This window comes from Roseicyclus amphidinii, assembly GCF_030163755.1.
Taxonomy (GTDB): Bacteria; Pseudomonadota; Alphaproteobacteria; order Rhodobacterales; family Rhodobacteraceae; genus Roseicyclus; species Roseicyclus amphidinii.
The window spans coordinates 1-20,330 of sequence record NZ_JASJOE010000036.1 but is presented as its reverse complement, the minus strand read 5'-3'; the positions used below and the strand labels follow the sequence as shown (position 1 = coordinate 20,330).

20 protein-coding genes are annotated in these 20,330 nt (G+C 70.4%); 9 read left to right on the top strand and 11 right to left on the bottom strand.

Annotated features, from left to right (window positions below; all coding sequences use genetic code 11):
• Positions 1–21: 21 nt before the first annotated feature.
• The 5 genes from pdxA to lptF form a co-directional block, all read right to left on the bottom strand.
• Positions 22–1,005: a 4-hydroxythreonine-4-phosphate dehydrogenase PdxA gene (gene pdxA / locus QQK83_RS12555; RefSeq protein ID WP_284264719.1), complete on the bottom strand. Its 984-nt coding sequence runs from the start codon at positions 1,003–1,005 to the stop codon at positions 22–24.
• Positions 1,002–2,252: a peptidylprolyl isomerase gene (locus QQK83_RS12550; protein WP_284264717.1), complete on the bottom strand. Its 1,251-nt coding sequence runs from the start codon at positions 2,250–2,252 to the stop codon at positions 1,002–1,004. The genes pdxA and QQK83_RS12550 overlap by 4 nt, the downstream gene beginning before the upstream one ends.
• 82 nt (positions 2,253–2,334) lie before the next feature.
• Positions 2,335–4,503 (bottom strand): LPS-assembly protein LptD, encoded by a 2,169-nt coding sequence (locus tag QQK83_RS12545; RefSeq protein WP_284264715.1) that lies wholly within the window; start codon positions 4,501–4,503, stop codon positions 2,335–2,337.
• Complete coding sequence (lptG, locus tag QQK83_RS12540; protein WP_284264713.1) at positions 4,500–5,594, bottom strand: LPS export ABC transporter permease LptG; 1,095 nt, start codon at positions 5,592–5,594, stop codon at positions 4,500–4,502. Before lptG ends, QQK83_RS12545 begins: the two co-directional genes overlap by 4 nt.
• A complete protein-coding gene (gene lptF / locus QQK83_RS12535) occupies positions 5,591–6,751 on the bottom strand; it encodes an LPS export ABC transporter permease LptF (protein WP_284264711.1) in 1,161 nt (386 codons plus the stop codon). The genes lptG and lptF overlap by 4 nt, the downstream gene beginning before the upstream one ends.
• 173 nt (positions 6,752–6,924) lie before the next feature.
• On the opposite strand from lptF, the gene QQK83_RS12530 reads away from it, so the two are divergent.
• Both QQK83_RS12530 and QQK83_RS12525 read left to right on the top strand, forming a co-directional pair.
• Positions 6,925–8,394 (top strand): leucyl aminopeptidase, encoded by a 1,470-nt coding sequence (locus QQK83_RS12530; protein WP_284264708.1) that lies wholly within the window; start codon positions 6,925–6,927, stop codon positions 8,392–8,394.
• A gap of 10 nt (positions 8,395–8,404) precedes the next feature.
• Positions 8,405–8,863 (top strand): DNA polymerase III subunit chi, encoded by a 459-nt coding sequence (locus QQK83_RS12525; RefSeq protein WP_284264706.1) that lies wholly within the window; start codon positions 8,405–8,407, stop codon positions 8,861–8,863.
• Positions 8,864–8,872: 9 nt separating this feature from the next.
• Here QQK83_RS12525 and QQK83_RS12520 read toward each other — a convergent pair whose 3' ends face one another.
• From QQK83_RS12520 to QQK83_RS12510, 3 genes are all read right to left on the bottom strand, one after another.
• Positions 8,873–9,454, bottom strand: coding sequence for a retropepsin-like aspartic protease family protein (locus tag QQK83_RS12520; protein WP_284264704.1), 582 nt, complete (start codon positions 9,452–9,454; stop codon positions 8,873–8,875).
• Positions 9,455–9,502: 48 nt separating this feature from the next.
• Positions 9,503–10,120, bottom strand: a complete 618-nt coding sequence (locus QQK83_RS12515) for a MarC family protein (RefSeq protein ID WP_284264702.1) — start codon at positions 10,118–10,120, stop codon at positions 9,503–9,505.
• A 98-nt stretch (positions 10,121–10,218) separates the two neighbouring features.
• Entirely contained in the window at positions 10,219–10,710 is a 492-nt protein-coding gene (locus QQK83_RS12510; RefSeq protein WP_284264700.1) for a cytochrome b, read from the bottom strand.
• A gap of 269 nt (positions 10,711–10,979) precedes the next feature.
• Between QQK83_RS12510 and QQK83_RS12505 the strand changes: the two genes are divergently transcribed.
• On the top strand, positions 10,980–11,555 hold the full coding sequence (locus QQK83_RS12505) for a hypothetical protein (RefSeq protein ID WP_284264699.1): 576 nt from the start codon (positions 10,980–10,982) through the stop codon (positions 11,553–11,555).
• A gap of 14 nt (positions 11,556–11,569) precedes the next feature.
• Here QQK83_RS12505 and QQK83_RS12500 read toward each other — a convergent pair whose 3' ends face one another.
• Positions 11,570–13,420 carry an ABC-F family ATP-binding cassette domain-containing protein gene (locus tag QQK83_RS12500; RefSeq protein ID WP_284264697.1) on the bottom strand — a complete coding sequence of 617 codons (1,851 nt, stop codon included), beginning with the start codon at positions 13,418–13,420 and terminating at the stop codon, positions 11,570–11,572.
• A gap of 116 nt (positions 13,421–13,536) precedes the next feature.
• Between QQK83_RS12500 and QQK83_RS12495 the strand changes: the two genes are divergently transcribed.
• The 4 genes from QQK83_RS12495 (at position 13,537) to QQK83_RS12480 (ending at position 16,389) form a co-directional block, all read left to right on the top strand.
• The gene (locus tag QQK83_RS12495; protein WP_284264696.1) at positions 13,537–14,736 is read left to right on the top strand and encodes an MFS transporter; all 1,200 of its coding nucleotides are present in this window, start codon (positions 13,537–13,539) and stop codon (positions 14,734–14,736) included.
• A gap of 64 nt (positions 14,737–14,800) precedes the next feature.
• Complete coding sequence (gene ndk / locus QQK83_RS12490; protein WP_284264695.1) at positions 14,801–15,223, top strand: nucleoside-diphosphate kinase; 423 nt, start codon at positions 14,801–14,803, stop codon at positions 15,221–15,223.
• Positions 15,224–15,352: 129 nt separating this feature from the next.
• Positions 15,353–15,664, top strand: a complete 312-nt coding sequence (locus tag QQK83_RS12485) for a hypothetical protein (RefSeq protein ID WP_284264694.1) — start codon at positions 15,353–15,355, stop codon at positions 15,662–15,664.
• On the top strand, positions 15,646–16,389 hold the full coding sequence (locus QQK83_RS12480) for a hypothetical protein (protein WP_284264692.1): 744 nt from the start codon (positions 15,646–15,648) through the stop codon (positions 16,387–16,389). Before QQK83_RS12485 ends, QQK83_RS12480 begins: the two co-directional genes overlap by 19 nt.
• A gap of 3 nt (positions 16,390–16,392) precedes the next feature.
• Here QQK83_RS12480 and QQK83_RS12475 read toward each other — a convergent pair whose 3' ends face one another.
• Positions 16,393–16,587 carry a hypothetical protein gene (locus QQK83_RS12475; protein ID WP_284264690.1) on the bottom strand — a complete coding sequence of 65 codons (195 nt, stop codon included), beginning with the start codon at positions 16,585–16,587 and terminating at the stop codon, positions 16,393–16,395.
• Positions 16,588–17,158: 571 nt separating this feature from the next.
• Between QQK83_RS12475 and QQK83_RS12470 the strand changes: the two genes are divergently transcribed.
• Complete coding sequence (locus QQK83_RS12470) at positions 17,159–17,407, top strand: hypothetical protein (RefSeq protein ID WP_284264688.1); 249 nt, start codon at positions 17,159–17,161, stop codon at positions 17,405–17,407.
• A 41-nt stretch (positions 17,408–17,448) separates the two neighbouring features.
• A complete protein-coding gene (locus QQK83_RS12465; RefSeq protein ID WP_284264686.1) occupies positions 17,449–18,054 on the top strand; it encodes a Hint domain-containing protein in 606 nt (201 codons plus the stop codon).
• Between the two features lie 163 nt (positions 18,055–18,217).
• On the opposite strand, the gene QQK83_RS12460 is transcribed toward QQK83_RS12465, so the two are convergent.
• A complete protein-coding gene (locus QQK83_RS12460) occupies positions 18,218–20,230 on the bottom strand; it encodes a midas domain-containing protein (protein WP_284264684.1) in 2,013 nt (670 codons plus the stop codon).
• Positions 20,231–20,330: the final 100 nt, after the last annotated feature.

Here is a 20,330-nt window from a genome sequence, read left to right as displayed (position 1 = left end):
GTCCGCCGGAGGCCCGACGCCTCAGCCCGCCGCGCGGTTGCGCGCCATGTCACGCGCCATGTCCAGCGCCGCGATGAAGCTGGTCGGATCGGCGCGGCCCGTGCCCGCGATGTCGAAGGCGGTGCCGTGGTCGGGCGAGGTGCGGATGAAGGGCAGACCGAGGGTCACGTTCACGCCGCCCGCGAAATCCACGGTCTTGATCGGGATCAGCGCCTGGTCGTGATACATGGCGATGGCCGCGTCGTAGCGGGCGCGGGCCGCGGCGTGGAACATCGTGTCGGCGGAATGGGGGCCGGTCAGGCCGAAGCCCTCGGCCTTGAGCGCCTCGATCACGGGGGTGATCAGCGCGATCTCCTCAAAGCCCATCGCGCCGCCTTCGCCGGCGTGGGGGTTCAGGCCCGCGACCGCGATGCGCGGGCTTTCGATGCCGAAATCACGGCGCAGCGCCGCGTCGGTGATGCGGATCGTGTCGCTCAGAAGCCGTGTGGTCAGCGCCTCGGGCACGTCTTTCAGCGGAATGTGGATCGTGGCGGGCACCACGCGCAGTTCGGGGCAGGCGAGCATCATGACCACGCGGTCAACGCCCGCGAGATGGGCCAGATACTCGGTATGGCCGGGATAGGCGAAGCCCGCCCCATCGATCAGCGCCTTCTTGTGGATCGGCAGGGTGGTCAGCGCCGCGGCGTCGCCGCGCATCACCAGCTCGACCCCGCGGGCGATGGCCGAGATCACGCCGGCCGCGTTTTCGGGCGCGGGCTGGCCGGGCGTTGCGGGGCCGGCGAAGTCATGGGGCAGCACCGGCAGGCCCGAGAGGGTCGCCTGCGCCGTGTCGGCGGGGCGGTCGATGGGGACGGGGCGCACGCCCAGCCCGGACAGGTGGTCGGGGTCGGCGATGACGAAAAAGGGCAGCCGGCTGCCCAGACGTTGCCACGCCTTTACGGCCAGTTCGGGGCCGACGCCCGCCGGTTCCCCGATGGAAACCGCGACAGGGCGTGCCGCGCTCATTCGTAGGAAATGATGGCGTCGGCGCGCAGCTCTTCCAGAAGCCCCTCGGCATAGGTCTCGAGCCGCTGCGAGAAAAGCTGCTGGCGCACGGCCTCGCGGCCGCCCTCGGGCTCGGCGACGGTGCGCGCGCAGAGCATCACGGCCAGCGTGGTCGCGCCCGCGTTGCGGGTCACCTCGAAGCTGATTTCGCCCGCGTCAAGCGTGGAGAGCGCCATGGCGATGTCACGCGGAATGGCACCAAGCGCCGCGTCCGTGATCTCGAAGGCGTCGGGGCGCTGGCCGTAGAGATCGTCGCAGACGTCGATATCGGCGCGCAGGGCCGCGGCGGCGGCGGCCCCCTCTTCGGTGGTGCGCGCGGGCAGGGGGATCGTGGCATATTCGACCGAGGTCACGGGCGGCAGCGCAAAGGTCCCTTCCGACAGGCCGCGCATCTGGAAAACGGCGATGGCGGGCCCCAGCGAGACCGGGCCATAGGTCTCGCCGGTGCGCAGCAGGATCATGTCCTCGCGCAGCGGTGCGGGCACGGCGTTCAGCGGCCGCCAGCCGGTCAGGCCGCCCTGGTCGCGCGTCGGTGCCGCCGAGAAGCGGCGCGCGGCCTCGGAAAAGGTGTCGATGTCGAAATTCAGATCGGACATCAGCCGGGCGAGATCGTCGCGCAGCGTCTCCTGGTTGTCGGGCGTCAAGGGCACCACGATCTCGGCCAGCAGGATCTGGCTGGCATCGAGCTGCGGGGCAAAGGCCAGCGCCTCGTCGATGTCGGCCTCGGTCAGCCCGGCGCGCACACGTCCGCCGAAGCGGGACTGCACCACGTTGCGCCACGAGATGCCGTTGGCGACGAAGTCGCGGAAGGTTTCGGGCGCGACGCCTTCGCCCGCGATGTTGGTCAGGAACTCCTGCGGTCCGAGATCCGCACGGGCGGCGAACTCGGCCACGCCGGCCTCGATCGCCTCGGGGGTGGCGACCACACCCATCCGCCCGGCCTCCTGCACCTGCAGGCGTTCGTTGACCAGCTGCTCCAGCGCCTCTGCCCGCAGGTCGCCGGGGGTGCGCAGGATCTCGAGGAACAGTGCGCGCTGCTCGACCTCGTACCAGGTCACGATGCTGTCGTTGATGCGCGCCGCGGTCGAGAAGGGCGATTGCGCGGCCACCGGCACCGGGGCCGCGACGAAGGGAAGCGCCAGCGCCGTCGCCGCAAGGGCGGCCGCCTGTGCGATGCGGCGGATCGGGGTCATCTTCTGGTGGGTCATCGCGTCTATCGTCCGGTCTGCTCTGGTCTTGAACTCTGGTGTAGAACTCACTGCGTCCGCGGCCCCTTTGTGGACCGCCTGCCTATCGAAGGCAACTGCGGGCTTGGCTGCGCCCCGAGCGTTGCGCGCCGAACCCGTTCAGCGAGACGGTCAGCCCGAACTCGGTGGCCTGGTCGAGCGTAGTGGAAGTGGTGAAGCGGCGCGAGACGGAAAACACCATGTCCACGCATTCATTGGCGTAGGACAGGGCAAGCCCGGCACGGGTGACGCTGTCCTCGGCGAGGTCGTAACGCCAGTCGGCGGCGGCGAGCCAGCCGTCGTTCAACGCGTATTCGGCGTCGAGCGCCCATTCGGCCGTGTTGATGTCGCGCCCCTCCTCGGGGTCGGCCTCGAGGAAGGTATAGGTCGTCTCGACGGCGTGATCCGCGCCGCGCCAGGCCAGCGACAGCTCGTTCGAGGTGAAGGCAAGCCCCGCATCGAACAGCGCGCGGTTGACGATGCGCCAGCGCGTGCCGTCGGTGAAATGGGTCGCCACGAGGAAATCCGAGGTCAGCCCGTCCAGGCCCGAGCCCGGCGTGAACTGTCCCTCGTCGGTTTCGCGCAGCACCATGCCCGCGGCCACGCCCAGCGACCAGCCCAGCGGGTCGGTGCGGGTGTAGCCCATGCCGACATTCGCGCGCAGCCCGGTCTCGCGCAGGTCTTCGCCGGGGAACCGGTCGAGCGCAAACAGGTTCGCCTCGTCGAATTCCACGATCAGGCTGTCCTCTGCCGGCACGTCCGCGCCCGAAACCTGCGACCATGCGAGTTGCACGACCGGTTCGAGCAAATGCCGGACCCCGCCTGCGCCGCTGCGCGCCAGCGGGTAGCGCAGCTCGAGGCTGGCGAATGGCGCAAAGCGGGTCTGGGTGCCGTTGAACGAGCCCCCCTGCCGCGTGTCGTAGAGATCGGCGTGGAACGCCGTCTCGACCGCAAGCAGCATCCCGTTGGGCAGCACCCAGTCACGCCGCCAGTCGAGCGACCCGGTGAGCCGCGACACATCGCGGCCCGTCGCCTCGCCCGAGGGCAGGTCGGAGTCGAGATCCGAGACCCGGCGATAGGCCAGCGCCTCGATCCCGGCGGTGGCGATGCCGCCGATCCGGCCGGGCACGAAGCGGCGGGTCATCTCGGCGCTCAGAACCTGCGTGGGAAGGAAGGCGTTGGCATCGCCGTCGCGCAGCGAGTTGTAGGCGGTCACGCCGAACTCGTTGTAGGTGGCGCGGCTGGCCCGGCTGGCGCGCACGGTGCTTTCGAGGATGTCGGGGTCGGCGAAGCCGTAGGTCGTCAGGTAGCCCCGGTCACTGACGCCGCGCAGCTGGAAGTCCAGCGTGTAGCCGCGGCCGATCTCGAAGCGGCCCTCGGCGAAAGCGTAGCCGCGCAGGCTGTCGTCGGTCAGGCTGTCGCGGCTGACCGCGCCGTCGAGGGTCAGGTCGCCGCTGCGAAAGGCCTGCCGGTAGCGCAGCTCGACCGTGCTGGAGGTGCCCAGGCCGATCCAGGGGGTCAGCGTCAGGTCGGCGTGGCGGCCCAGCGTGATGAAATAGGGCAGCCGCAGCTGCGTGCCGGTCTCGTTGTTGACCCTGAGCGAGGGCGCGAGCAGGCCCGAGGCGCGCTCGAGCGTGGGGTCGGGCAGGCGCATCCGCGGCAGCCAGGCCACCGGCACGCCCATCACGCGAAAGGTGGCATTGTCGAAATAGAGCTGCTGCTCGAGCTGGTCGTGGACCACGCGCTCGGCGCGGATCTCCCACAGGGGCACCGGATTGTCGGCGCAGACCTCGCAGGACGAGGCGACGCCCTGCCGGATCTGGGTGAAGCGCCCGTCGGTGCGCGCGATCTCGGTGGCGGCGATCTGAAGCTGGCGGTCCAGCACCAGCCGCGCCGAGCGCAGCACCCCGTCGCGCAGGTCGGCCGACAGTTCGGCGAACTCGGCGAAGATCACGGCGCGCCCGTCGGGCTCGGTCAGGGTGATCGGCCCGGTGACCTGCACGCTGTCGCTGGCGCGGTCGTAGATCACCGCCTCCGCGCGCAGCCGCGCGCCCTGGAAGAAGATCTCGACGCCGCCCTCGGCGCGGATCGCCTCGCTGCCGCGGTCGAAGCGGATCTCGTCGGCAATCAGCGTCGCGGGCGGCCCGGACTGCTGCCCGCCCGCGGGCGAGGCCAGCGCGAGGGCCAGCGCGCAGAGCGCGGCGGCGGTGATCTGGCGGGGCGGGCGGGTCATCCGTCCTCCGTGTGAAGCAACAGCCCGAGCGCCATCAGGATGGCCGCGGCGGGCGGGGTCCATGCAACCAGCGCGACGGGCAATTGTCCACTTTCGCCCAGCACCTGCGCGAAGGAGCGGACGAAAAAGACGCCGAACCCCAGCAGGATCGCCGCAAGCACCATCACGCCGGTCTTGCCGAACCGCGTGTGGCGCATGGTGAAGCCCGCCGCGATCAGCACCATCGCGGCCAGCATCAGCGGCGAGCTGAGTTCCATCTGGAACCAGACGCGGTGATTGAGCGCGGCGAAACCGGCCTGGTTCAGCTGCGCGATGAAGCCGGGAAGCTCGTAGATCGGAACGGTGTCGGGCCGCCCGAAACTGTCGCGGATCTGTTCCCGCGTCAGGGTCGAGGGCAGGGCGAGCCGCTCGTGCGTCTCGACCGCGGCCTGTGGGTTGCCCGCACCGGCGAGAGGCCAGCGTTGCACCTCCGACAGCGCCCAGGCGCCATCGACCAGCAGCGCCTCGCGGGCGTTCAGGCGATGGGTCAGCGTCCCCTCGGCATCGAACTGGAAGAAGGTCGCATCGAACAGGTGCGTGCCGTCCGAATTGGTGTTGCTCGCGCGGATCACGGTCTGTTCGGTGACGGAGCCTTGCCGGAGCCACAGCCCCTCGCGGGTGATCGAGACCGTCCGCTCCTCGGCCCCGAGATAGCGGGCCGAGCGCATGTCGTATTGCGCCTTGGTCGCCGCGACGATCGGGTTGATCACGCCCACCGCCACTGCGCCGAACAGCAGGGCGACCGCCACGGGTGCCCGCGCCGAGCGCAACGCCGAGCGCCCCGAGGCGCGGATCACCACCAGTTCCGAGGACCGCGACAGCCCCAGGAACAGCACCAGCGTGGCCAGCAGCACGAAGAGCGGGATCAGCTGATACAGGCTGCCCGGCAGGTTCAGCAGCGCAAGCTCGACCACCGGGCCAAGCCCCTGCTCGGGGCCGATCCGGCGCAGCTGCTCGGCCAGGTCGATGGGCAGCAGGATGGCGATGAAGACCGCGGTCACGATGCCGAGCGCGCGCAGGAAGCGACGGGCGATGTAGAGATGCAGGATCATGCCGGCACCGCCATCGGGTCGCCACCCTGCCCGTCCTGCCCGTCCCTTCCGTAACGCCGCGGACGCCTGCGGCGCATCGCCAACCCGGTCAACACGGCGGTCATCAGCGCCCCCGCAAGCGGCTGGGCATAGGCCAGCGGGTGCAGCCCGACCGTGCGCACGGCGGTCGCCTCGGTGATGTTCCAGATCATCTGGAGCGGGATCACCAGCGCCACCGCCAGCAGGATCTGCGGCCAGACGCCGAAGCGCGAGAAGGTTCCGAGCATCAGGCACGCGGCCGCGATGAGCGGCGGAAAGATCACGAAAAGCGCGCGCGCGATCCGGTCATGCCCGGCAAAGCGCATCTCGGCCAGCGCCATGTCGAGCCGTTCGGCCAGCTCGGGCGTCGCGGTGAGCAGCGCGAGGGTGGACAGCTCGCGCAGGTCGTAGCTGCGAAAGCCGCCCTCTTCGATCAGCGCGCCGATGTCATAGGTGAAATCGTCGAAGCGGATCGTGGCCAGCCGCTGCGTCGCGGGGTCCAGCGTTTGCGCCAGCCCGTCGAACATCACCAGCCGCGGCCCGGTCTCGGAGCGCACCAGAAGGGCGCGGGTGGCGGTATAGGTCGTCTCGATCCGCGGGTCCGAGCGGTCCTGAAGGAACAGGTCGCGGAACTCGCCCAGCTCGGTGATCTCGCGGATGTAGACGGTCAGCCCCTCGGTGGGGTGCAGGAACTGCCCCTCGCGCAGGAAGCGGCCGGTCAGGTCCTCCTGCACCTCCTGGCTGCGGTCGATGAACTGGCTGCGCGCGGCCGGCGACAGCAGGTTGGCGAGGATGCCCACGAGGACGGCCACGATCAGTCCGAAGGCCAGCACCGGCCGCAACAGCCGCAGCGCCGAAACCCCCGCGGTCTGCAGCACCACCAGCTCGCTTTCGCCGATCATGCGGTTGAAGATGTAGAGCGTCCCCACGAAGGCCGAGACGGGCAGAACCGTGAGCATGATCTGCGGCAGGCTGAGGGCCGTGAACTCGAGGAACACCGTCAGCGACTGGCCGTCCGCGATCAGCGAATCGAACAGGTCCACGGCGGCATTGACCCAGTAGACCGAGATCAGCACGAGGCTGAAGAAGCCGAACAAGGCGACCAGCTGGGAAAGGATATAGCGATCATATCGCCCCAAGGCGTAGCATCCCCCTATGCGTCTTCCGCGTGGCAGCGCGGGCCTGTCCCCTCGTTCTAGGCCAAAGCGGCGGGCGGTGCGAGGGTGATCTGGCCATTCCGCCACCCGCGTCCTAGTCTCCGCGGCAAACGGGCCACGTCGATGGGCCCGACACCACCCACGGGAGAGCCATGATGACCGCACCGATCGCCATTTCCTTTGCCGAAACCGACCTTGACGCGTTGGCCGGGGCCGCGGGCAAGCTCGCCGTTCTGGTCACCCCGGACGGCAAGATGGACCCCGCGGCGCGGCGGCTGAACCGGCTGACCCGCGGCGCGGTGGCGCGGCTGGTGGAAAGCGACCGCTGGTCCAAGGTCAAGACGGGCGAGGGGGTGCAGATCGGCTATCCCACCGGGCTCGAGGCGGTGGCGGTCATGGTGATCAGCCTGCCGCGCCGCCCCTCGGTCGAGGAGGCGCGCAAGGCCGGCGCTAGCCTTGCGCAGTTCAAGGGCAGCGAGGCGCTGACGCTCTGCGCCGGGTCGACGGCGCGGGTGGCCGAGCTGTCGCTCGGGCTGGCGCTGCGCGCCTATGGCTTCACCGCCCACAAGACCGCCGAGGCCGAGACGCCCGCGCCCGCGACCATCATGGTCGCCAAGCCCGAGGAGGTCGCCGCCGAGGCCAAGCCGATGATGGCGCTGGCCGAAGGCGTGTTCTTCACCCGCGATCTCGTGAACGAGCCCGCGAACGTGCTGACCACGAATGATTTCGCGGCGCGGCTGGCCGCGATGCAGGAGCTCGGCCTGGAGGTCGAGACCCTCGAGGAAGACGAGCTGGCCAAGCTCCGCATGGGCGCGCTGCTCGGGGTGGGGCAGGGGTCCGACAGCCCGTCCAAGGTGGTGGTGATGCAATGGAACGGCGGCGAGAAGGACGCGCCGCCGCTGGCGCTTGTCGGCAAGGGCGTGGTCTTCGACACCGGCGGCATCAGCCTCAAGCCCGCGGGCGGCATGGAGGACATGACCATGGACATGGGCGGCGCGGGTGTCGTCGCCGGTGTGATGCGCGCGCTGGCGCTGCGCGGGGCCAAGGCCAATGTCGTGGGTCTGGTCGGGCTGGTCGAGAACATGCCCGGCCCCAACGCGCAGCGCCCCGGCGACGTGGTGACCTCCATGAAGGGCGACACGATCGAGGTGATCAACACCGACGCCGAGGGGCGTTTGGTGCTGGCCGACGTGATGTGGTACGCGCAGGACCGCTTCAAGCCGGTGGGGATGGTGGACCTTGCCACGCTCACCGGCGCGATCATCATCGCGCTGGGCCATGAGAACGCCGGTGTCTTTTCCAACAATGACGCCTTGTGCGACGCCTTCCTCAAGGCCGCGAAGGCCGAGGGCGAGGGCGCGTGGCGGATGCCGCTGGGCCAGGCCTATGACGACAAGCTGAAGAGCCGGATCGCCGACATGAAGAACGTGGGCGGGCGCGATGCGGGTTCGATCACCGCGGCGCAGTTCCTGCAGCGTTTCGTGAAGGACGAATGCCCGTGGATTCACCTCGACATCGCGGGCGTGGCCAGCGTGAAATCCGACACGGCGCTTGCGCCCAAGGGGGCGACGGGCTGGGGCGTTCTGGCGCTGGACCGGTTGGTTCGGGACAATTTCGAGGGCTGAGGGCAAGGGTTTGGGCGAGGTCTTCTTCTACCACCTGACGCGCGCACCGCTCGAGGTGACGCTGCGCACGCTCTTGGAGAAATCCCTCGGCGCGGGCTGGCGCGTGGCGGTGCGTGGGCGGACGGAAGAGGCGCTCGACCGGCTCGACGCCCAGCTCTGGCTGGAGCCGGAGGAAGGGTTCCTGCCCCATGGCCGCGCGGGCGGGCCGCATGACGCGGCGCAGCCGGTTCTGCTGACGACGGCGCGGGAGGCCGCGAACCGGCCCGACTGCGTGGTCTCGGTCGAAGGGGCCGAGATCGGCGCGGAGGAGGCGGGGCGGCTGGCCCGCGCCATGATCCTCTTCGACGGCCACGACCCGGGCGCGGTGCAGGCCGCGCGCGAGCAGTGGCGCGCGCTGACAGGCGCGGGGGCCCGCGCGAAATACTGGTCCGAGGAATCGGGCCGCTGGGAGATGAAGGCGGAGAGTTGAGGCCTCCGCCTACCGCTCAAGCACCATCTGCCCGCCGGAAATCTCGATCCGGTCGAAGCGGCGCAGGTAGCTCATGCCGAGCAGGCTTTCGCCCAGGTCGCCGCTGTTGACCACCGCGCGCAGACCCTGGTCGACCACACCGCCAAGCGCGACCGTCTCGAGCCGCACCGGCGCGGTCTCGACCATGCCGTTGGCGGTGAAGGCGCGGCCGGAAAAGACCAGCGCCTCGGGCTTGAGGCCGACGCGGGTCGCATCCTCGGCCGAGAGCACCATCTCGGTGGCGCCGGTGTCGACGACGAAGCGCACGGGCGTGCCGTTCACCTCGAGCGTCAGGTAGAAATGCCCGTCGGGTTGCATCGGAACGACGATCTGCGCGCCGTCCTGCATCACCGCCTGCCGCGGTGCGACGGTGTCGCGGATGTCGGACCAGAGCCCCACGGCGACGATCGCGCCGAGGAAGATGAAGATCCAGATCGCGGCCTGTTGCGCCAGTTTGCCCAGCTGGCGGCGGTTGGCCACCAGGTGCCAGCCCGCGATCACCACGCCGAGCAGGACGAGATAGGCCAATGAGCCGATTTGATCGCCGGACATTCCTGTTCCCCCACGCCACCTGCCGGACAATATAGGGAGGGTCGCGGCTCAGATCACCTGCAGGTCGCGCATTCCGTCGATCACGAACTGCACCGAGAGCGCGGCCAGCAGCATCCCCAGAAGCCGCGTGACCACGTTGATCCCCGTGGGGCCGAGCAGCCGCTCGAGCGGCGTCGCCAGCAGGAAGAGCGACAGGACCACGGCCAGAACCGCGGCCATGACGAGGTGGACGAGCAGGATATGGGTGGCGTCGCCCCCCTCCTGCCCGGTGAGCAGGATCATGGTGGCGATGGCGCCGGGGCCCGCGATCAGCGGGATGGCGAGGGGGAAGACCGAGGGGTCATCGGGGTGCGCGCTGTCGGCCTGTCCCTGCCGGCGCTGGCTGCGCCGCTCGAACAGCATGTCGAGCGCGGTCAGGAACAGCAGGATGCCGCCCGCCATGCGGAAGGCCGGCATCGAGATGCCGAGGAAGCTCAGCACCGCCTCGCCCGCGAGGCCGAAGAGCGTGAGGATGCCGAGAGCCACGAGGCAGGCGCGCAGCGCCACGATCCGCCGCTCGCGCACGGTCTGGCCCGCCGTCAGCGCCACGAAGAGCGGCGCAAGGCCGATCGGGTCGATCACGACGAAGAGCGCCACGAAGGCGGGGATGTAGGCGGCAAGCTCCATGGCCCAGTGCCATGCCCCGCGTGCCGCCCGAGGTCAATGGCCACGCGTGCCGCCCGAGGTCAATGGCCACGCGTGCCGCGCGAGAGGTCAATGCCCCCTCAGCCGACGGGCCGCTTCATCCGGGCCATCAGGTTGGTCTTGAAGATGAACTGATGCACCAGCGCAGCCGCCACATGCAGCACGATCAGCAGCAGAAGCAGGGTCTTCATAACCTCGTGCGCCTCGGCCGCGGCCTCGACCCCGCCGAACCACGCGACACCGCCCGAAACCGGCAGGAGCAGCATCAGCGCGTAAATGGCCCAATGTGTGACATGGGCCGCCAGCTTGAGGGCGGGATGCTCGTTTTCCGGCGGCGGCGGCGCGCCATGGGTCAGGCGCAGCGCAAGCCGCCAGACGACCAGCACCGCGACCAGCCCGCCCATCAGCACATGTTGCGCGATCAGCGGGTCAAAGCCCGCCTCGGCCCCGTCGAGCCATGCCTCCCACGCCTCGGAGATGGTGTCGTGCAGGATGTATTGCAGGGCGATCAGCAGCACGACGATCCAGTGCAGGCGGATCTGGGTGCGGGTGTATCCGGTGGGGTGGGACATGATGACGGGGTTCCTCGTTACAGGTAGTGGGCAATGTTAAGCATTCAGGGCCGGTCCGGCACAACGGGCCATGGGGTCGCGCCGCGCCGGTCTGCCTTGGCGCGCTGGGGCTTTCCATGTCCTGATGTCATTCCACGCGCGATCCCGCCGCTTCCGTCGCGCGTCGAACGATATTTCGGCACAAGCGGTGCCGTGCCGTTGCGCGAAAAGCTTGCGGGCGCATGCCGGTGGACTATCGTCCTGCACGTCGACGGTGTGGGAGTGAGCGGTTGCAGTTTGTCCCGAGTGTCCCGGTTCTTGGCCTCGTGGTGCTGGCGGGGCCGACCCTGGCCGAGCCTGCGCCGCGGACCGAAACGGTGCCGCTGCGCGTCATGGTGCTTGACGAGGATGCGCAGGATTGGATCACGGTGAGCCATGGCGGCACTTGCGCCATGCTGAGCGGGGTGGTCCGGATCGACTTCGGCCCCTCGGCGGGGTCGGTCGTCATCGACACGGAGTATGGCGGCGCGGGCACGCGCGACCCGGCCCCGGTCGAGGTCGTGACAGGGCCCGCGGTGGTGAGGCCGGTGCCCGACGGGGCGCGCGGCATCGAGATCGTGCTGCAGGACCTGCCGCCGCAGGGGCAGGTGATCGTGACGCTCGATATCGACAATGAACGCGGGTGGTTCGCGGGCAACCGCGTGATGGCGACACCCGCCGACATCGCGGGCAGCACGGCCGAGTTCGTGTCCCACGCCCGCGACGCGGTCCGCGGTGTCTTCGTCGACGGACGCCTCGCGGTTCTGCCGGTGGAGGTGCCCTGCACCGACGACGCGTTCGAGCCGGGCGCCGTGCCCGTCGCCTGAGCGGGCAGCTTGCGTCAGCCCGCCTCGGCCTTCTCCAGCTTCTCGGCGGCGGCGACCCAGAGCGCCTCGGCGCGGTCGAGCCCCTCCATCACCTCGGCGTATTTCGCCTGCCATGTGGCCAACTCGCCGCCGCGCCCGTCCTCGTAGAGCGCGGGGTCGGCGAGCCGTGTGGCGAGTTTGCCGCGCATCTCCTCGATCTTGGCGACGCGGGCCTCGCAGCGGCGCAGCTCGGCGCGCAGCTCCTTGATCTCGTCATGGGTATAGACGCGGCGCTTTTTCTCTTCTTTCCGGGGCTTTGCGGGCTTTTCTTCACCCTTCAGAAGAAGCGCGCGGTAGCTGTCCAGATCGCCCTCGTAAGGCGCGACGCGCCCGTCCTTCACCAGCCACAGGCGGTCGGCCACGAGCGACAGAAGGTGCATGTCGTGGCTGACGAGGATCACCGCGCCGGAATAGGCGGTCAGCGCCTCGACCAGCGCCTCGCGGCTTTCGATGTCGAGGTGGTTGGTCGGCTCGTCGAGGATCAGCATGTGCGGCGCGTCGAGCGTGGCGAGGCACAGGGAAAGACGCGCCTTTTGCCCGCCGGACAGCCGTCCGACCTCGGTCTCGGCCTGCTCGGCCATCAGGCCGAAGCCCGCCAGCACGGCGCGTAGCTTGGGCGGTGCGGTGTCGGGACGGGCGCGTTGCAGGTGCTGCAGCGGCGTCTCTTCGATGTGCAGTTCGTCGACCTGGTGCTGGGCGAAATAGCCCACGCGCAGCTTCGACGAGGCGGTTTTATGCCCGTCCATCGCTTCAAGTTTGTCCGCCAAAAGCTTGGAAAGGGTGGATTTTCCCTCTCCGTTGCGGCCCAGAAGCGCGATCCGGTCATCCTGGTCGATGCGAAGCGACAGGCGCGACAGAACCGGCTTGCCGTCATAGCCCACGGCGGCCCCCTCCAGCGCGAGAATGGGCGGCGAGAGCTGGTCGGGCGACGGGAAGGTGAAGACGGTGCGCGCGGCATCCTCGGGGGCGCGGATCGGCTCCATCTTTTCCAGCATCTTGACGCGGGATTGCGCCTGTTTCGCTTTCGACGCCTTTGCCTTGAAGCGGTCGACGAAGGCCTGCAGGTGGGCGCGCTGCGCCTCCTGCTTTTTCGCGGCGGCCGATTGCACCGCGCGCGCCTCGGCCCTTGCACGGGCAAAGGCGTCGTAGCCGCCGGTGTAAAGCGTCAGCTTGCGCCCCTCGAGGTGCAGGATATGACCCACGGCGCGGTTCAGAAGGCCGCGGTCGTGGGAGATGATCAGCACAGTATGCGGATAGCGCGCGAGATAGGTCTCGAGCCAGAGCGCCCCCTCGAGGTCGAGGTAGTTGGTCGGTTCGTCCAGCAGCAACAGGTCGGGCTGGGCGAAGAGGACACCGGCCAGCGCCACGCGCATCCGCCAGCCGCCGGAGAAGGCGGAGCAGGGCATGCGCTGCTCTTCGTCGGTGAAGCCGAGGCCCTTGAGGATCGAGGCCGCGCGCGCCTCGGCCGACCAGGCGTCGATGTCCTGCAGGCGGGTCTGGATCTCGGCCATCCGCTCACCCGTCGCCCCTTCGGCCTCGGCCAGCAGCGACGCGCGTTCGGTGTCGGCCTCGAGCACGGTGTCGATCAGCGACACCTCGCTGCCCGGCACCTCTTGCGCGACGCCGCCGATGCGGGCGCGGGCGGGCAACTCGATGGACCCGCCGTCGAGCGTCAGCTCGTTACGGATCAGCTTGAAGAGCGTGGTCTTGCCCGCGCCGTTGCGGCCTACGATGCCGACCTTGTGGCCCGCGGGCACGGTGACCGAGGCCCCTTCGAGAAGGGACCGGCCGGCGATGGAATAGGAGATGTCGGAGATGCGCAGCATGGGCGCGATGTGGCAGGGCGGGCGTGCGGGGTCAATGCCTGCGTGCGGGCGCTGGTGCAGGACGCTCCGGGGTGGTAGCGAAGCGGCATCGGCCCTTTTCGGACCCCGCGCCCCCCGTGATCACCCCAGCCCGCACCCCGCCGCATCTTGGCACCATGATCCTGCTGGTCGGGCTCACGGTGCTGACGCTCAACATGTTCCTGCCCGCGCTGCCGCGCATGGCCGAGGGGTTTGGCGTCAGCGAGGGGACAATGGGGCTGGCCGTGTCGGCCTACATGGTGGCGGCGGGGGTGCTGCAACTGATGCTCGGGCCGGTCTCGGACCTGCTGGGGCGGCGACCGGTGATATTGGCGGCGATGGCGGTCTACGCGCTGGCCTCGCTCGGGGCGGTGCTGGCGAGCGATTTCGAGCTGTTTCTCGCCTGCAGGCTGGTGCAGGCGCTGGTGCTGGCGGGCAGCATCGTGGGGCTGGCCACCTTGCGCGACATGTATGACACGCGCGACGCGGCGGGGAAGATGGGCACCATCGCGGCGGCCATGGCGATCGCGCCGATGATCGGGCCCGCGATCGGGGGCGTGCTGGACACGCTGATCGGCTGGCGGGCGATCTTCGCGCTCTACGCGGGGCTGGGCGTGGTCGCGGTGGCGCTGGTATGGGCCGATTGGGGCGAGACGCGGTTGCGCGTCCGGCGATCCCCGCGCGAGCAGGTGGCGGCCTATCGGGCGCTTTTGGGATCGGGGCTGTTCTGGGCCTATGCGCTTTGCACGGGGGTGTCGGTGGGCACCTTCTACATCTTCCTGACCGGTGCGCCCTTCGTGGCGCAGGCGGAATTCGGGCTTTCGTCCACATGGGTGGGCGTGGGGCTCGGCTCGATCACCGGGGGCTACATGATCGGCTCGGCGGTCACCGCGCGGCTTTCGCCCCGGCTGGGGCTTGCGCCGATGATCCTTGCCGGGCGGTCGCTGGCGCTGGCCGGGCTGTGCGCGGGGGCGGCGGTGTTCGCGGCGGGTTACTCACACCCGCTGGTGCTGTTCGCCGCGACGATCTGCGTGGGCCTGGGCAACGGGCTGACGCTGGCCAACACGAACGCCGGGCTGATCTCGGTCCGGCCGGACCTTGCGGGGAGTGCGGCGGGGCTGTCGGGGGCGCTGCAGCTTTTCGGGGGCGCGGTGCTGACGGGCCTTACCCTGCCCGTCATGGCGGCGGGGGCGACGCCCCTGCGCCTTCTGGCGCTGATGATCGCGGCGTCCTGCGTGGCGCTGGTGCTGGCCGTGCTGGCCGTGCGCGGCGCGGCGCGGCAGGCACAGGCCGATTGACGGCTTTCCAACCGCTGCGGGCCATGCTACGCGCCGCGCAAACCCGAACCCGATGGAGCTTACCATGGCCATTCAGCGCACTTTTTCGATCATCAAGCCCGACGCCACCAAGCGCAACCTGACCGGCGCGATCAACGCCAAGATCGAGGCCGCGGGCCTCCGGATCATCGCGCAGAAGCGCATCCACATGACCCCCGCCCAGGCCGGCCATTTCTACGCCGTCCACAAGGAACGCCCCTTCTACGGCGAGCTGTGCGAGTTCATGGCCTCCGAGCCGGTCGTCGTGCAGGTGCTGGAAGGCGAGGACGCCATCGCCAAGTATCGTGAAGTGATGGGCGCGACCGACCCGGCGGAAGCCGCCGAGGGCACGATCCGCAAGGATTTCGCGCTGTCCAAGGGCGAGAACTCGGTCCACGGCTCGGACGCGCCGGAAACCGCCGCCGAGGAAATCGCCTATTTCTTCGCAGGTCTCGAACTGGTCGGCTGACCCCTCCAGCCGCGCGGATACACAGGGCCGCCCCATCCGGGGTGGCCCTTTTTCGTTGCCCGCAATGTTGACTCGACTGTCGCGCGGCGGGTTCACTGGCCGCGTTGTAACGATGTCGAGGGTTTCACGATGAAATTTGCCGGTCTTGTCATCGCGGCGATGGTGCCGCTTCCCCTGTCGATCTGCGACCGCACTCCGCCGCCCCCCCTCGTGACCGACAGCGACATCCGCGACCGCATCGCGCTCTGCGGGGCGGGCATCGAACGCGGGTTGTCGGTCGAGGTGACGGCCAAGGTCGGCACCTCCCTGCAGGAGTTGGGAGAGCTGGACGCCGAGGCGCTGCAGGTGCTGCGCGCGGCGTTTTTCGACGGGTCCGACCCATCCGATCCGACCGTCGCGGCCTCGTTCCAGCGGTATGTCACATGCGTCGAAGCCGTCTGATCCTTGCCCTGCTGGGCATGGTCGCGGTCCTGCCCGCCGCCTCCTGCGACAGCCTGCGCCGCCCGGTCGAGCCGATGGTCTCGGGGCGCGCGGTCGACAATCTTGCACTGTGCGGCGGTGGGGTGCGGCTCGAGCGGCACGTCGGGCTGGCGGCGCAGGTGGACGCGGCGACCGCCGGGGGGCGGCTGACCCTTAGCGACAGCCAGGCGCTCGAGGCCGCCTTTCTCGAGACCTTCGCCGAGCGGCCCGCCGATGCGCGGTTCCTGTTCGACAGCTACCTCGACTGCATCACCGGGGCCGAACGGCTCGAGGAGCTGGTCGCCGATCTGTCGCGCGAAGCCGCCGAGCAGCGCCGCAGCTTCGTCGCAGAGGGCTGGCCCGAGGGCAGGATCGAGGAGGTCATGGCCTTCCGCTCGGACGAGATCGCCGCCTATCGTCGCCGCGATTTCATCGCCGGGCGCGATCACAAGCGCGACTTCGTCGATGCGGTGGTCAAGGCCTATGTCAGCGAGGACCGGGCGCGGGGTCTGACCGCCATCCTGTCGCCGCTCGCCCCGCCGGTGCCAAAGGCCTTGCCCTATGCGTCGCAGGTTCACGCCGCGGCGCCGTCGCCCGTGCCGCCCATGGGGCCGCGACCGTCGGGCGGGATCGCCGCGGCGATGTCGTTTTGCGAGGCGGAATACGACGCGCGGACCTGCCGTGAGGTGATCCGCGCGGCGCGCTGAGGCTCAGATGCTGGCCCAGTCGGTGAAGGTCGCGGCACCGGGCTGCCGGACCGGGCCGGGCTGTTGGGCCAGTTGTTGCTGGGCCTGTTGTTGCTGGCCTTGTTGTTGCCGGGTCGCGCCCGCGCTGCCGCCCTGTTGGGAGGCGTGTTGCGGATGAGCGGGGGCACCCATCTGGGGGCCGGTGGTGCTGGGGGTCATGTGCCTGTCTCGAAGGGTCTGATATGCCATGCCGCGCGCGGTCATCCCCGCGTGGCGCGCGGGCTTTGCGCCGGGACGCCCGTGCCGTCAAGCGGCAAAACGAGGCTGCCCGCGGCATGGCTGCGACACAGGCGGAAACCGGCCCGTCGGTCGCTGAGCGAAGCCGAGGGGCATCGCCTGTCGCCCATGGCGGGCAGGGATGGGCGCGGCCTGCGCGGCGGGCGCGACCGTCCGGGGGCCGTCACCCGGCCCCGCGCGGTGCGGCCCGTCGCCCGGCCCACCCGGCGATTGTCGACCGAGGGAGTGATTCTGCCCCTGCGCCGTCGGCAGGCGGGCTTGACCACAGGCGGTTCGTGATGCCGCAACGATCGCGGGGCCGCGCGGCCCCGGTCGGACATCCATCCTATCGAAAGTGTGCGCCGACTTTCGAATGGACCGGCGCAAGGTCGATCCGCACAGCCCGCCTATCCGCCTGCCCCCGGCAGGGCGGCGTCGTGCCCCATTATGGTTCGTTAACCACCGCACAGCCCGCGATCCTCCCCCGCGACCGCCCCAGACCGGAGACCCCGCCATGCCCGCCACGGCCCATCGCTTCGCCCAGTTCCACGCCACCTACACCGGCGCGCCCTCGCTTGCGGGGCTTCGGCCGCGCAAGCCCGTGCGCGCGAACCCGACGCGCGACATCGTCATGATCGGGCTGCTGTCGGTTCTGCTGATGCTGGCCTCGTTCCTCGCCGTCGCCGAGCGCGACATGATCAGCGTGCAACGGTTCGGCGCGGATGCCGCCCCCGCGGCCGTCACCGGGCCCTTGGCCGAGTGAAACGCCAAGCCCCCCCGCGTGCCCCGGTCGCGGGCCCTTCGATGACCGACAGCATGCGCGGCGCGACCCCCTGGTTGCGCCGAAAGCCCGACATCCGGCCCTTGCCGACACAGCCTGCGCCCTACGGCCTTGCGGCCGGCACGCGGCTTGCCGCGGGGCAGGGGGCCGTGCCGGTCGAGGAGCTTTCACCGGGTGACATGATCGAGACCACGGCCGGCCCGCAACGCCTGTTGCGCGTGCTCCGGCAGACGGTCGGTCTGATGCTCGAGGGGCGACAGGTGGAATTGCCCGCGGGGCTGCTGGGGCTTGCCGCGCCGCTGGTGGTTTCGGCCGGTCAAAGGATCGTCCTGCGCCACGACCTCGCCCGGCGGCATTTCGCAACCGACGCGGTGCAGATGACCGCGGGCGCGCTGGCCGACGCCGGTCTCGCGTCCGACCTTGACCCGGCTGCGCATCGCACCCTTTTCCTGCCGGTCGTGCTCTGCGCGTCCGAGGCCCCGCTGGGCCCCGTCGCGCTGTCGCTTGTCAGCGTGGAAGAGCTGATGGCTCAGGTGTCGCGGGAGGTGCACACAGGCGTCCGGCCGGAAATCTCGGGCGCTGCGCTGCGCCCGTTGGCCTCGCCGCCGTGCCCCTCCGCACAACACTGATCGCCCGAAACCCGTCTCACATGGCCCGCAGCCGGCCCGCATGAGGCACGGCCCGCGCCGTGCCGCGGCCGTTTTCCCGAGGCACGATACGGTCAGCCCCTCGCGCGGCGCTGACCGTTCTTGCGAACGGATCAGGCCTGCGTGGCTGACGGGCTGCGGCTGCTCAGTCCCCGCGCCCGGTCTCGTCGCGCCCGGTCCGGCGGGCGAAGGCGGCCCAGTCCAGCGTCTCTCCCGGGGCGAGCCCCAGCCGACGCATCAGCGCCGTCGGACCAAGGGCATCGTCCTCCGTCGCCGCTGGCGCGGCCTCGGTCGCGTCCGGGCCGGGCAAAGGGGCGGGGCCGGGCAAAGGAACGGGGCCGGGCAAGGAGACCGCGTCCTCCGCCGGATCGTCCTCGTCCATCTCGGCGAACAGGGCGCCGAGGGACAGCGGGTCGAGCGCCGCCGGGCCCGGACGGGCGGTCGGCGCCGGTGACCCCTCTGCGTCCGGTCCAAGGCCCTCGGGATCGACCGGGCTCTCCTGTGACCCCGTCCCCGCATGCGCGTCCGGCACGTCCGTCTCCGCGGCAGGGGCCACTTGCGCCGGTTCGGCCATGTCCTCGAGCTGGCGGTCTTCCAAGACGGGCTCGACCACCTCGGGCGAGGAGGCAGCGGCGACACCCTCGTCCCGTGGACCCTGCGCAGCCGGTTCGACGTCGTGCGATGCGGCGGCGTCATCGACCGCGCCCGGTTTCGGCGCCTCCTCATCGGGGGCCTGCGGCCCGTTGGTTTCGCCCGCGTTCTCGCCGGTGACATCGTCGCCTGCCGCCATCCCGGCGAGGTCTGCCAGGCCGGCGAAGGGGTCGTCCCCGGCCTCCGCCTCCGGTGCGGGCGTGTCGCCCTCGGCGGGTTGCGCTGTGTCGGTCGCCTCCGCGCCCTCGTCGGTGGAGGTTTCGCCGGTGGTCGTCGCGGCGAGGTCCATCAACGCGGCGAAGGGGTCGTCCCCGGCCTCCGCCTCCGGTGCGGGCGTGTCTTCCTCGATGGGTTGCGGCTGGGCGTTGTCCTCCTCCGCGTCCTCACCGATGGAGGTGTCGCCGCTGGTCATCGCGGCGAGGTCCGTCAGGGCGGCGAAGGGGTCGTCCCCGGCCTCCGCCTCCGGTGCGGGCGTGTCGTCCTCGATGGGTTGCGGCTGGGCGTTGTCCTCCTCGGTGTCCTCACCGATGGAGGTGTCGCCGCTGGTCATCGCGGCGAGATCCATCAACGCGGCGAAGGGGTCGTCCCCGGCCTCCGCCTCCGGTGCGGGCGTGTCGTCCTCGATGGGTTGCGCTGTGTCGGTCGCCTCCGCGCCCTCGTCGGTGGAGGTTCCCTCCGCGGTCATCGCGGCGAGATCCATCAACGCGGCGAAGGGGTCGTCCTCGGCCTCCGCCTCCGGTGCGGGCGTGTCGCCCTCGGCGGGTTGCGGCTGGGCGTTGTCCTCCTCGGTGTCCTCACCGGTGGAGGTTTCGCCCGTGGTCGTCGCGGCGAGATCCATCAACGCGGCGAAGGGGTCGTCCCCGGCCTCCGCCTCCGGTTCGGGCGTGTCGTCCTCGGCGGGTTGCGGCTGGGCGTTGTCCTCCTCGGTGTCCTCGTCGATGGAGGTTTCGCCGGTGGTCATCGCGGCGAGGTCCATCAACGCGGCGAAGGGGTCGTCCCCGGCCTCCGCCTCCGGTGCGGGCGTGTCGCCCTCGGCGGGTTGCGGCTGGGCGTTGTCCTCCTCCGCGTCCTCGTCGATGGAGGTTTCGCCGGTGGTCATCGCGGCGAGGTCCGCCAGGGCGGCGAAGGGGTCGTCCCCGGCCTCCACCTCCGGCGCGGGCGTGTCGTCCTCGGCGGGTTGCGCGGTGTCGGTCGCCTCCGCGTCGTCGTCGATGGAGGTTTCGCCGGTGGTCATCCCGGCGAGATCCATCAACGCGGCGAATGGGTCGTCCCCGGCCTCCGCCTCGGCGGGTTGCGCGGCGTCGGTCGCCTCGGCGTCCTCTTTGGTGGAGGCCGCGCTCGTGGCCATCCCTGCGAAACCCATCAGCGCGGTGAGGGCGTCGTCCTCCTCCGGTTCCGCATCGGGCGCGTCGGCGCCCGCGGTCCGGGACGCGTCAAGTCCCGGCTCTTCGATGGCGGTGTCGGGCGTGTCTTCGTCGTCCGATCCGAGGGCCGCGAACATGTTCATGATCGAGGGATCGGCCGCGTCGAGCGACTTCATCACCGGCTTCGACACCGGTTTCGGGGGCGGCGGGGGCGGCGGCTCGGGCGCGGGCTCGGCGGCGGGG